This is a genomic window from Romboutsia sp. (genome assembly GCF_056995035.1).
Map to the genome: position 1 here is coordinate 1 of NZ_JBXKIW010000041.1, position 12,911 is coordinate 12,911.

Consider the following 12,911-nt stretch of genomic DNA (forward strand, 5'->3'; position numbering starts at 1 on the left):
GCTTTATAAGCTTCTTCTAATTCTTCTAAACTAAATCCTAAGCTATATACTAATTCAACAAATGAAGGTATTATATTATTCTTTAGTGCATTTCTAGCATGTCTTTTGCTCCATGGCAATGTTGTAAATCTATAAACCATTTTTATAAATATAGTTTCTGGTATTGTAACTTGTATCTCTTCCAACGTTCCTACTAATTCCACATCTAACATATTTGCTAAATTCCCAATGTGACTTAATAAATCTGATAACTCTTCTAAAACATGATTTTTATCTACTGGCGTTTTATCCCACCACTTATGAACTTTACTAGCATTTAATACTTCTACTAATTCACTTATTAAAGCTAATGTAAGCCACATAGGAACATTGTAAGTTGCATCTTGATAATTTATACCTTCAACACTTTTTAAATGTTCTAGGAAGCTTTTTTGTTCTTCCTGTACATATCCTAAATCAATTTTACTTTTCAATTTCTATTTCCCCCATTTTCTTTTTTTCTTCAAGTTCATTTTCTGCAATAATCAAAGCCTTTAATGGATCATGTTGAAGATTTTGTTTCTTCATAATTTCTCCAGCTCTTTTTATAGCTGTTTTTCTTTCGTGTAGTGGTATCTCCATTTAACTCACCCCTGCTAATAGTTCTTTTATTGTAAGTTTGCAATACCTCACTTTATATCTCTTTTTTACTAATGCATTTCTATAAATACCATTCCATAATGTATTTTCTGTAATATTCATTCCTCTTGAAGCATCATGCATTTTTAAAAATCTTCTTTTTTCATTTGTTTGTAAATCTATAACTTCTATAAATTTACTTTTGTAATCTTCTATATAATCAATTATGTAATCTTCAAATTCTAAATAATCTTCTTGATCCTTGAATGTTATATCTGCTACAGTACCTTTTTTTATGTACTGCTCAAGTTCTTCTCCAAATAACACACCAGCTTGTAACAATTCTCTTGCTATATCTGTAGCTATATCTTTTCTACTCTTTACTAACATTTCATATTCCCCCTTGAAATCTGTTTATTTCCTTTCTGCATGTTTAGTAGTGCATTTATATTATTAAGTCTATTTTTCTTCTCTGCGTTGCTACTGTGAAGTATTTTCACTATTTCAATACCATATTAAATACTGTTTCTTGTTTAATCTCCCCATATATCAAAATCATTTTATCTTTGGGAGCATATCAGCTCCCAATAGTTTATTTAAATTTATCCTTTTGGCTTTCTTGTAAGATTCGCTCCAATTCATCAGGAGCAAACTTACTAAAAGTCTCATTTACGTTATGAAATCTAGTTTTTACTCTTGGTATATATTTAGTAGTCTTGTTCATACTAGTATTAGTTCTTGTTATGGCTGGTGGATAATCATCCTCTATCGCTTTAATTAAGAATCCTACTAGATTTTCAACTCTAGGTGTATTTTTTGCTAAATCTAGTTTTTCAATTAGATAACCAATTTCTTTACAAGTAGCTAAATAAGCATTAGCTACTTTTTTCATGTCTTTTTCTTTCAAATTGAAATAAGATTTAATTTTATCCACAACCACCACCATTTTTTTTTCTTCTTGTTGTTGTTTCTCTAACTCTATCTCTTTCTCTTTCTCTATCTCTGTGTTACCTTTTATTACATTAGAGTTACACTCGGTTACATCCGTGTTACAATGTAACGTTTTTTGGTCTTCTTTATTTTTAAGTCTATGCTTGCGAACTCTCTCTGCACTAGCACTTTCAATACCTATCATACTTTTACATTGAGGTAATATATATTCATCTTCATTAACCATTTCTATTAAATTCTGATTTTGTAAGAAAGCTAACGTCATTTTTACATTGTCTGTATCTTCATCTAGTTCTAGAGCTAATTCTTCTGAAAAACTATCTTCTACTCCATCAAAATAAATTTTATTATCATGTTTCATAGCTACAAGTAACATTTTTAAATATATAACTGTGTAAGTATCTCCACCTGCTATTTTTCTAAGTTTTTTTATTTCTTTTTGTCTAAAAAAATCATCTTTTAATTTTAGCCAATAGTACTTTTTATTTGCCATTACCTCACCTGCTCTTTATCTGTAGTATAAAAATTTAATTCCTTGCCATGCTCCGAATAATATTGAAGCATCAGCAGTTAGAACCATGTATATTAATTGCATTAGGATAATCCTCCTATAAATATATCTCTAATCCTTTTTGAGCTATATCAACTGGTACTCCTGTAGCTTTTTGTATTTCATTTACAAAGTAAGCTACATCGCTATTTGAACTACTTAAGTGCAAGAGCATTAGAGTACTTAATTTACTTAAGTTATTTGATTTTAAAAATTCTATTACAGTACTTAATTCAAAGTGACTTTTAACTATTCTATTTCTTAGAGATATTGGAATAACTCCATTTTCTATGTTTTCATCTAATATATTTTTACTGTAATTACATTCAATCAATATATGATTTAAATCGTTAAAGTTATATTCACAATAGTAACTATCCGTTATAAAAAGTAAGTTTCCTATATCTTTGTGATTTATTAAAAATCCAAGTGGTTCTTTTGCATCATGTTTAGCTTCAAATGGTAATATAGTAAAATTACCAACTTTAAACACTTCTTCACTTTTTATTACTTTAGTTCTATGATTTTTTATTGTTAAACTTTCAAATGTTCCTTTACTTGCATATACGTCTATACCATTCTCATTTAGTTTTTCAATAGCTTTACTATGGTCTTTGTGTTCATGTGTCACTAAACATCCTACAACACCCTCTAGGTCAAAATTTAAACCTTCTAATATTTGCTTATAGCTTATTCCACACTCTAGTATTAATGTTTCATCTTTTGATTGGAGCAAGTAGCAGTTACCTTTACTACCACTTGCTAATACCTTAAGTTTCATTTTAGAAACCTGGCCCTTCAAATGTAGGATTATCTGCTTCAACTTCTTTGAAATCTGCATTTACAACATCACCAGGAATTTCTATTGTTTTCTTATTGGCATTTTGAGTTATTTCTTCATTAACTTGATTATCAACATATTGTGGATTACCTTGATTATTAACAACTGCTTGATCATTGGTTATTGCACTTTGCATTTCTATAGACAATATTCCGTATTTACTAAGTAACCTTTTCATTACAGTTTTTATCGCCATACCATCAAAATCTGTAGCCCATAAACTATTATCTGCAACCCACTTTTTAGCACTACTATAGCTCTGAGAATATTTCTTTGCATGTCTTTCCATTTCTTCTTTACTCATGTATATAGTCTTTTCAAATCCATTTAATAGTTTGAAATATGCTATATATCCAACTACAATATCTCTATTTATAAAACTTTCATCTTTATTAAATTCAATTTCTCCTGTTAACCTATTAACTTTCTCAATTTCTCCTTCATAAATCTCTATTGCATTTATAGTTTTGTATTGTCCTGTACGCATTGCTAACTGTATATATCCTTTATATCCCATTTGGAATTGAGCTTTTTTTATAAAGTTTCCATTTTCCTTAGTGTTATATGGAACTAAATAAGCAAATCCTAAATTCTGATCTATAGGTAAGTCTAATGTAGCAGCTACTACAGCCGAAGATATTATTGAGTTTGGTTCTGCATCTTTTAAAGCTGGTGTATTAGATGCATTCATTATTGAAGATATAAAAGCAGGTGCTTTTTTTCCCATTAATTCATTGAATCTTTTCTTGTAACTATCTTGCTTTAATAGGTCCTTAACAGGCATTACCTTATTTTGTTCTTGTGTTTGTATTTGATTTGACATATTACATCACCCCTTGTACTGATAATTTTTCTATTTTTAGTGGATTATCTTTAGTAACTACCAAGTTTATCACTTGGCTATCAATTTCAATCAATTGATTAATAGATTCTCTGTTGTCTATAAATATTGGAGCTGATACACTAAAGTGCTTACTTAAAGTACTTATAATATCTAATCCTGCATTTATTTGACCTGCTGTATTTGCATTACCAAAAGGAACACCATTTACTAAAGCTTCACAAGTTTCATCTATTCCGCCATTTACTTGCTCTTTAAATAACTTGAATTTAACACTTTCAAACTTACTATTTATGTTACTTTCAAGCATGTTAACTCTAGCTTTTATAAATTCTTCGCACAGCATGACCACTCTCTCTTGCTTAGCTATATCAATTCCGAGCTCTTTTTCTTCATTTAGCAATTGCTCTTTTCTTATTGATAACTCTTTATTTAATTCTTTTTTAGCTAATGTTTTATTAAGTTCATTTATCTTGCTTGAAATTAGGTTCTTTTCTGCTCTTAACTCACCTGAGTTGGTTTCGCTTGGGTTGTTTATTATAGCTTCAAGTACATTTAATTCATTATTAAGTTTTTCAATACTTGAATTATCTTCATCAGTATAATTAACTTTAACTTCGACACCTTCTAATTTTTCTCTTAGAGTTATTAAGGACATGTTTTTTTCTTGAATCATTGAAAGTAGTCCTGTTATTTTATTGCTTAAATCTTGTATTAGTAAGTCTAAAGACTCAACTTCTTTTTTTAATGTCATACCTTTTTCTTGTATATTTTTCATCACTGCAGCTTTATTTAAGTTAAAATTAGATAATAATTCTTGCTTTTTAGATTCTATATCATTTGTTTCAAATTCCCTTTTACAAGTTGGACATTCTGTTTCTATAATGCTTAAATCTAAAGTTTCTTGAACTCTTTCAGTATAATCACTTCTCAAATCGCCCATTTTATTTTCAATATTTTCTTTACTGAACAATTTATTTTTTTTATCATTTTCAAGGCTTATTAAATTCATCCTTAAATCATTAACTTCATTTTCAAGGCTTCTTATTTGATTCATTAATTCAAATTTTTCAGCACTGGATCTGTTAATAGCTTTCTGATCTATATCTTGTTTCTGCTTCCTTATTTCAAATACTCGTTCTCTATCTTTTAGAGTTTGTTCATTTGCTCTATTGCTATTTAGTAAATCTAGTTCTATTCTTTCTAATAGTGAATTACTTGCTTCTAGCTCCTTATCAACTGATTCAAAGTCTATAGTTACTACACTTCTATCACATTCATTTATTCGTGTCGGTATTTCTTTTTTCTTATCTGAGAGCTTCTTTATACTAGCTTTCTTAGATTTTAATAATTCATCTACACTTCCCTTTTCTAACTCTATTCTTAAAAGTTCTAGTTCTTTATTGTTATCTATAACTTGTCCTGTTGTTACATCACCAGCAACTTCAAGTATTAAATTTCTAGCTTCTTTCCAGTTAAGTGAATCACTAAAGTAGTATGGATTAGTTAGTAATTTAAACTGATCCTCTTCTGCTATTTCTGATATTTTCTTTTGGTACTCCGTTTTTTTTACTGGAACATCATTAATTTCATATATAGTTTCATTTCCAGTAAATGTTTTTTCTGCTTCTCCACGTTTTTTAGTCCACTTTTCTTTATATGTTTTAGTTAGCTTAAATTCAAATCCATTTACTTCTAAAACTCCTGTAACTATTGGATTGAGCCCTCTTATTACTACATTAACTTCATCAAGTGGTTTTATATCAAACGTAGTTCTGTTTTTGCTATCTTTATCAAACATAAGCCATGTAAATGCATCAAATATGCTTGTTTTTCCAAGTGCATTTTCACCATATATGTTAGTTACTTTTTCAAAGTCTATATTTAATTCTTTTATTCCTTTGAAATTTTCAATTATTAATTTCTTTAAAAGTATTGATTTCATATTTTTTCTCCTATATAATTCAAGTGTATTTTGTTTTTAATTAGGGCCATTGCATTGGCTCTTTTTTATTGATACAGATCCTATTTTCCCATTTGCTATTTTAAAGCACCATCCACTTACTTTATGAAGTTCTAATACTTCATCTAATGTTATATTCTTAATGTCGTTTAATTTTCTGGTTAGCTCCAATCAGCTCACCCCCTTTTAAAATTCACCGCCATTATTTACCCATTTTTCATAAGATAATCTATCAACTCTATATTCTCTACCCACTTTAACTATGCTGAATAGGTTGTTTAAATCTGCATATCTTGCTAAATTCCTTATATGGCTTTCTGATGCTTTTAAGTATTTAGCAAATTCCTTTATTGTCATATAGTCTTTTGGAGCATAATCCTTATGATCTCTAAACATCCTCATAACTTCTACTACATCTTCTCTGTCTGCTATTGCTAATAAAAGTGAATCCCTATCTATGTTACGAACGATTAGTCTTTGCATTTCTGTTGCCATGATGCCCTCCTTATATCTTGTAAGTTTCTTCACTACATCTAATCGGTAACACTCCACCTAATAGCTTGTCTTTAGCATCATAAGCCTTAACTATGTCTATTGGCCCCTTAATTTCTATCTTGTGATAATCAAATAATCCCAATTTGTCTCCATTTACTATTACTCTATTGTCTAATCTATCTTCTGACGTATTTTTAATAAGAATATTGAACTTATTTTTCCTATAAGTAGGTAAATAACAAGCTATCTTCCCTTCTATATATTCATCAGCATTTATCCATTCACTAAATATATCTTTATCTAGTGCAAAAAACATTTTTTCATTTAAAACCATCTTATTTCTATCTTGAATAAAGAAGAAATATCCATCACATAGAATTATTTCATTTTCATTCAGAACATACTTTAATATTTTTCCTCCATTTTTATGCAAACTTAAAAAATGCTTTATCATATTTTGTTTCATTTGAAATTCCCCCAGTCTAAATTAGATTCCATATTTTATAGCCATATCTTTTACTATAGCTACATAACCTTCTATAAGTTTCTTATCTTCTGCTATTACATCTAAGTTGTTAAGTTTATCTCTCTTACTTTTAGAAACTCCTTCTTCTGCCATTCTTCTACATTTATTTGTAAGCCTAGTTTCTAAACTAACCCCAAATCTTTTATTCAAAAGTTCATAACTTTCATTTGTAAAATCTCTTATATATTTTAAGTCTCCTGCTTTTCTTGCTATTTTTCCTATTAGCGTTCTTGTGTCACTTCTCCAATTTGTTGTGTCTAAGCTAACAACTTCTTTTATCTCTTTTATTTCTGCCTTTGCTGATAGTGCATTATAATTAGCTTCATTCACTTGTTGTCTTAATTTCTTCTGCTCTAGCTCCATATTTATCAGTAACTGTAGCTGTGGTGATAAATTATTTATATTTGATGCTTGTTCTTTTTTTACAACTTTTCTCATTGCGAAATATTCTCTTCTAAATTTTTTTCTTAATTCTTTTGCTTTATCAGTTCTCATTAATCCAATTAATGCCATATATCCTTGTTCTGAAAGTAAATATATATTTGAACTTGCATTCAAAGCATTTTGAGTATAAAATCCGTTATCCTTAGCAAGGATAGCGAAATTTTCATTATCTTTTAAATCTAAAATATCTATTCCTTCCTCAAATTCATCTATATTGTTATTTATTAACTCATTAACTTTTCTTAAATCCATGTCATGTATTTCAGCTATTATTTTAGCTAAAACAACTTTTTCACCTTCTCCAAATCCACCTTCGATGACTGGTATCTCTTTACCTAGGAACTCTTGAACTCCTATTACTTTAATTTGAGTTTGAACTACTGCTAAACTTGTCATTTTTTCTTCTCCTATGAATTTTTGTTTTAAATATTGGTTAAGCTATATTTGTCAATATGACGAATCGTCTATAAAAAAATTTCATCCATCGTCAACTTAGGATTATGCTCTTTTAAAAGATTGGTTATTTCTCTAATTTCTCTTATATTAAACTCAGTTTTGCCATTCTCTTTAAAAGAGTACGTATTTAAACCTATTTTAAGAACTTTAGCTATGTCAGATTGATTAATACCAAACATTTTTCTGTAACCTACTAATTTGTTTTGTTTCATTTTATCACCTCTTTTGTCGTAGTGACGATTTATAAGTTAAGTATATCCGTCACTATGAATAATATCAATGTTATTTTTACATTTTTCTTAAAATTTTATTCATATTGACAATAATTATTTTCAAATTGACGAAAAAAACATATAATTAAGATGGAGGTGTATACCGTGGATAATTTTGGTAAAGTATTGAAAAATCTAAGAAATAGTCGCAATATTTCTGCTGTTAAGTTTAGTGAAGATTTAAATATACATAGAGGATCTTTGTCTAATTGGGAAACTGGGAGAAGAACCCCAGATAGCGAAATGTTACTTAAGATAGCAAACTATTTTAATGTAAGTGTGGATTATTTATTAGGAAATGAAAACAAAAAAACTGATGATACTGACTTATTTAATTTAAAAGGGGACGTTAGATTCCTAAAAAAAGTAAATGAAGATGAAATGGTGAAAATACCAGTTCTAGGGGTTATTAAAGCAGGCATACCAATGTTTGCGGAAGAAAACATTGTAGACTATGAGTATGTACATCAGGAGGAGTTAATAATGGGGGAGGAAACATTTTTCCTAGAAATAAAAGGAGATAGCATGATAAATGCTAGGATACACGAGGGAGACAGAGTAAGAATAAGAAAACAAAATTATATGGATACTAATGGGGATATAATGGCAATTAGAGTTAATGGCGATGAAGCTACTCTAAAAAGAGTATATTTACAAGATAATGGTATTTTACTTATATCAGAAAACCCTAAATATGCACCTATGTTTCATGCAGCTAAAGAAATAGAAAATAACTATGTTGAAATTATAGGTAAAGCTGTAGAAGTTAAATTCAAGCCATAAATCAATGTGAGGTGAATGACATAAATATAAAATCAGCCTTTATAAGAAAAAGAAATGATAACTATAATGTATATATTGAATTTATTGATGATACTGGAAAAATTAAACAAAAGAGCCAAGGTTGTTATAAAACAAAAAAAGATGCTGAAAAGCACCTAATTGAAATAAAACATTCGATTAATAATAATAAATTTATTATATCAAAAGATATTACTTTAGTCGATAGATGTTGCAAATATATTCATGATAATAAAAGTGATTGGTCACCTTATACTATAAGAAATAGAGAAAAAGTTATAAAAAATCAAATTAAACCTTTTTTTAAAGATACATTATTGAATGATGTGAGTGTATATCAAGTTCAACAATTTGCAAATTATCTTTTTTCTAAATATACAGCTGAAAGTAGTAAGGTAAGATATAATTTTTTAAAATGTGTACTTAAAGAATGTTACAGATTTAGAGAAATAAAAGAAGATCCTTGTGATTATGTCAAACTTCCTAGAAAAGAAAGTGAAAACATAGCAGATTCTTATACTAAAGAAGAAGTACTAGATCTTATAAAAAAGCTAAATGATCAAGTTATAGAAATACCTATATTATTAATGCTTTTATTAGGTCTTAGAAAAGGAGAAGCTGCAGGGCTTAGATGGTCAGATGTAGATTTTGAAAATAATATAATAAATATTAATCAAATTTTAATTACAGATGAAGGTATAATTTCTTTTAAAGCTCCCAAAACAGCTAAATCTAAAAGATCTTTATCTGCTCCATATGAACTTATGGAAAAATTAAAGCAGGAAAAGTTAAGACAAAACAAACTAAAGTTACAAAGCATATTAAAAAATGAATATGATTTGGTTTGTTTAAATGCAGCTTTAAATCCTTGGAAACATACTTTTTTAAATGATTGTTATCGTAGATTTTGTAACAATAACAATATTAGAAATGTTAGATTACATGATTTAAGGCATACTAATGCAACTTTGATGCTATTATCTGGAACTAACATGAAAGTAGTATCTGAAAGATTAGGCCATACAGATATAACTTTATCCATGAATCGTTATAGCCATGTATTAGAAGAAATGGATAAAAAAGCAACAGAAAATCTTAGTAATTTATTATTTAAATAATGTCAGCACAAAGTCAGTTCCACTGATGATTTTAAAAATGTCAGTTAGTATGTCAGTGTAATTGGTGCTAACTGGTAATATTAAAATCCAGTTATAAACTCATTCGTGGCAGTTGAAGTTAATCTAAGATAGTTAGTGTTTACTCCTCTTAAGAGCTCTTTTAAACCTGGAAAATAGTATTTTAAAAGGGAATGATAAATGTCATTCCCTTTTATTTATATATTGATCCTTATTAAATCCTAGTATTTCTATTCCATCTTTTATACATTCTATATTAAGCGGAAAATTAGGTCCTTTTTCTCCATCTATATCAGTTGTTAAATCATCATCACACTCTATTAAAACCTTTTTAGTTTTAAAATATAATAATTCATTTTCATTGTAATGATCTAAATGTTCTCCTTTTAATATATTAATAAGTATAGGAATAGACTTTGGTATAGGCATAGCTTTAAATATTATAACATCTAAATATCCATCATCAACTTCGGCTTTATATGCTAAGTTTATGTTTCCAGCAGTTTTACCATTAAAAACTAACATAAGATACATATCCCCTTCATAATTCACCTCTTCTGAATGAACATTTATCTTAAATTTTCTTAAACGAAGTGCTTCTTCTATTCCTGTTATATAATAAGACACTCTCCCCATATAGTTTTTCAAATCTGGATTTATTTTTTGAGATACATCCGTAAACATTCCTGCGCTTGCTACATTTATAAAGTATTTATCATTTATTTTTCCAATATCTATTTTTTTAGGAGTAAAATTGATTATATCCTTTATAGCATCTTTAACATCCCAAGGAATTTTTAAAGCATTAGCAAAATCATTAGCTGTTCCAGTTGGTAAAATTCCAATTGGTATATTTATATCAAATTCCTTCATAGAATTTAATACTATATCTACTGTACCATCCCCACCTGCTAATAATAAATGATCATATGTATCATCTATCCCTAAAAAGGCTTTACTTATATGCTCTTCTTTATTTAATCTATAAGGTATAAGTATATAATTATTTTGCTGGTATAATTTTATAATATCGTCTAATACGCTAATTATTCTTTTTTCACCTGAATTTGGATTGTATATAAATTTTACCTTTTTCATATTTCCTCCTTGCTACCCTTGGGGAAGTTACATTAATCATACAGTATAGTATATGATTAATAGCAAAATCTTATTTATCAATAAATTCATCAATATTACATAGTTAGTAGATATTTGCATATGTAATAAAGAGCACATTTGAAATTACTTAATGCACTCTTTTAAAAATTAATATCCAAAATTTTCATTTATAAATATTACATGTATTCTATTAGCTATTCTTTGTCTTTTTATAAGAGTGTATTCACAACATATTCTATCAGGACTATAACAATCCATACAATATCCAGTAGTTTTACATGGTGTATTTGTTCCTATTCTCTTCGCATTTGCTGGTGCACATATTTCTTTATTTCTATTAATTGCTTCCTCTACATTTTTTACCACCTTATTTACTCCTGTTATAACAATAACTTTATCTGGACCATAAAGCATAGCTGCTACTCTGTTTCCATTTCCATCTACATTATAAAGTTCACCATTTTCTGTTATTGCATTTGTACTAGTAAAGTATGAATCTGCAGAAAATGTTTTTCTATAAATTTCTTTTAAATCCTCTGGCGTAAGATTTGCCTCGTATCTATCTAATAATTTATATTTTCCACTTTTTAAAAAGTCTATTACTCCAGTTTCAAATAATGTCATAGATCCACCACAACTAACTAAAGAACCTTCTTGAACTATTTCTTGTATTTTTTCTAAAAGTTGTTCTTTATTTTGTACTAAGTAACCATTCATATTATTTTTTTCTAATGCTTTTATAGTTCTTTCTATTTTTTGTTCATTAACCCAAACCACATTCTTATCCATCTTATCTATTCCTCCTAAAAAATATTTCTTTTATTTTTATGATTCTATCATTTTTAAACTTATTTTATTTTATGATTTATGTATAGTGCTATTATTTTTATTTTACCACAATTATCTATATTTTATAAAATTTATATGTTATTTTATAAAATATAGATACATATATCTTAATTTAATCTATGATTTAAATTTTTCTATTTTGAGTATATAATGAAATTATTTTCTCAATCTTCTAAAGTGTAACTTAACATTAACTTCTGCTCCTATAAGTATTGCCCAACTACTTAGATAAATCCACGTCATAAGTACTATTATTCCCCCTATACTTCCATATATAATTTCATAATTTGCATAGTTATTTGAATAATAAGAATAAAAAAGTGATACTATTATCCATCCAAATGTTGCAATAACAGCTCCTGGTATAACGTCTTTTATTTTTATTTTTTTGTTAGGTGTATATTTATATAAACTTATAAGTATTATAATGACTGTAGATACCCCAATAGTATATCTACATACATTCCAAATATTCATAAATATATTATCAAACCCTATAAATTCAAATATCAAATATCCTATTTTTTCACCATATACTAAAAATATCATAGATGAAAAAATTAATAACAGTAATATTACCGTAAAAAAAAGTCCTATAAACATTACCTTTATATAGGATCTTGTTTCTTTTACCCTATACGATTTGTTAGCCCCCGTTATTATTGCTCTCAAAGCCCTAGATGATGTCCATAAAGTAATAAAAAAACTTGTTATTATAAAACTTAAACTTTTATTTTCCATTGCTGAATTAATTATAGATGCTGTTATTTCAAATGCACTTTGTGGCATCATACTTTGAATTACCGCTATATATTTACTTAAATGAAGCATAGGTATATATACTATGCTGCTTATAGTAAACATTAAAAATGGGAAAAAGGATAATAGCAATTAAAAAGACATTTCAGCTGCTTTTGAATTTATGTCAACATAATTAGAATTATTTATCATATTTATAATGTTTAGCCTATCTACTTTTACCATGTAAAACCTCCTTCCAAAATTTATTATATTTATATACTATTTATATATATGCATATAATAAATTA

The 12,911-nt window shown here is 27.6% G+C and carries 17 protein-coding genes; 2 read left to right on the forward strand and 15 right to left on the reverse strand.

Annotated elements, in window-relative coordinates:
- The 12 genes from AC11VW_RS04510 to AC11VW_RS04565 form a co-directional block, all read right to left on the reverse strand.
- The coding region (locus AC11VW_RS04510) for a dUTP diphosphatase (protein WP_484300202.1) at positions 1-473 on the reverse strand (473 nt) is incomplete at its 3' end.
- On the reverse strand, positions 463-621 hold the full coding sequence (locus AC11VW_RS04515; protein ID WP_484300203.1) for a hypothetical protein: 159 nt from the start codon (positions 619-621) through the stop codon (positions 463-465). The genes AC11VW_RS04510 and AC11VW_RS04515, both read right to left, overlap by 11 nt.
- A complete protein-coding gene (locus tag AC11VW_RS04520) occupies positions 622-1,008 on the reverse strand; it encodes a hypothetical protein (RefSeq protein ID WP_484300204.1) in 387 nt (128 codons plus the stop codon).
- A 202-nt stretch (positions 1,009-1,210) separates the two neighbouring features.
- A complete protein-coding gene (locus AC11VW_RS04525; RefSeq protein ID WP_484300205.1) occupies positions 1,211-2,062 on the reverse strand; it encodes a phage replisome organizer N-terminal domain-containing protein in 852 nt (283 codons plus the stop codon).
- Positions 2,063-2,177: 115 nt separating this feature from the next.
- Positions 2,178-2,900 carry an MBL fold metallo-hydrolase gene (locus AC11VW_RS04530; protein ID WP_484300206.1) on the reverse strand — a complete coding sequence of 241 codons (723 nt, stop codon included), beginning with the start codon at positions 2,898-2,900 and terminating at the stop codon, positions 2,178-2,180.
- 1 nt (position 2,901) lies between these two features.
- Positions 2,902-3,783 (reverse strand): recombinase RecT, encoded by an 882-nt coding sequence (locus tag AC11VW_RS04535; RefSeq protein WP_484300207.1) that lies wholly within the window; start codon positions 3,781-3,783, stop codon positions 2,902-2,904.
- A 1-nt stretch (position 3,784) separates the two neighbouring features.
- Positions 3,785-5,746, reverse strand: a complete 1,962-nt coding sequence (locus AC11VW_RS04540) for an AAA family ATPase (RefSeq protein WP_484300208.1) — start codon at positions 5,744-5,746, stop codon at positions 3,785-3,787.
- Positions 5,747-5,782: 36 nt separating this feature from the next.
- Entirely contained in the window at positions 5,783-5,935 is a 153-nt protein-coding gene (locus AC11VW_RS04545) for a hypothetical protein (protein WP_484300209.1), read from the reverse strand.
- A 15-nt stretch (positions 5,936-5,950) separates the two neighbouring features.
- Complete coding sequence (locus tag AC11VW_RS04550) at positions 5,951-6,259, reverse strand: helix-turn-helix domain-containing protein (RefSeq protein WP_484300210.1); 309 nt, start codon at positions 6,257-6,259, stop codon at positions 5,951-5,953.
- Between the two features lie 10 nt (positions 6,260-6,269).
- Positions 6,270-6,725 carry a hypothetical protein gene (locus tag AC11VW_RS04555; RefSeq protein ID WP_484300211.1) on the reverse strand — a complete coding sequence of 152 codons (456 nt, stop codon included), beginning with the start codon at positions 6,723-6,725 and terminating at the stop codon, positions 6,270-6,272.
- 21 nt (positions 6,726-6,746) lie between these two features.
- Positions 6,747-7,625 (reverse strand): ORF6N domain-containing protein, encoded by an 879-nt coding sequence (locus AC11VW_RS04560; protein WP_484300212.1) that lies wholly within the window; start codon positions 7,623-7,625, stop codon positions 6,747-6,749.
- A 68-nt stretch (positions 7,626-7,693) separates the two neighbouring features.
- Entirely contained in the window at positions 7,694-7,897 is a 204-nt protein-coding gene (locus AC11VW_RS04565; protein ID WP_484300213.1) for a helix-turn-helix domain-containing protein, read from the reverse strand.
- A 165-nt stretch (positions 7,898-8,062) separates the two neighbouring features.
- Between AC11VW_RS04565 and AC11VW_RS04570 the strand changes: the two genes are divergently transcribed.
- Both AC11VW_RS04570 and AC11VW_RS04575 read left to right on the forward strand, forming a co-directional pair.
- Positions 8,063-8,740 (forward strand): helix-turn-helix domain-containing protein, encoded by a 678-nt coding sequence (locus AC11VW_RS04570; protein WP_484300214.1) that lies wholly within the window; start codon positions 8,063-8,065, stop codon positions 8,738-8,740.
- Positions 8,741-8,751: 11 nt separating this feature from the next.
- Positions 8,752-9,876, forward strand: a complete 1,125-nt coding sequence (locus AC11VW_RS04575; protein ID WP_484300215.1) for a site-specific integrase — start codon at positions 8,752-8,754, stop codon at positions 9,874-9,876.
- 201 nt (positions 9,877-10,077) lie between these two features.
- Here the strand turns inward: AC11VW_RS04575 and AC11VW_RS04580 are convergent, their stop codons facing one another.
- The 3 genes from AC11VW_RS04580 to AC11VW_RS04590 form a co-directional block, all read right to left on the reverse strand.
- Positions 10,078-10,992, reverse strand: coding sequence for a YegS/Rv2252/BmrU family lipid kinase (locus AC11VW_RS04580; protein ID WP_484300216.1), 915 nt, complete (start codon positions 10,990-10,992; stop codon positions 10,078-10,080).
- Between the two features lie 168 nt (positions 10,993-11,160).
- Complete coding sequence (locus AC11VW_RS04585; RefSeq protein ID WP_484300217.1) at positions 11,161-11,802, reverse strand: lactate utilization protein; 642 nt, start codon at positions 11,800-11,802, stop codon at positions 11,161-11,163.
- A 216-nt stretch (positions 11,803-12,018) separates the two neighbouring features.
- Complete coding sequence (locus tag AC11VW_RS04590) at positions 12,019-12,753, reverse strand: YihY/virulence factor BrkB family protein (RefSeq protein ID WP_484300218.1); 735 nt, start codon at positions 12,751-12,753, stop codon at positions 12,019-12,021.
- Positions 12,754-12,911 lie beyond the last annotated feature (158 nt).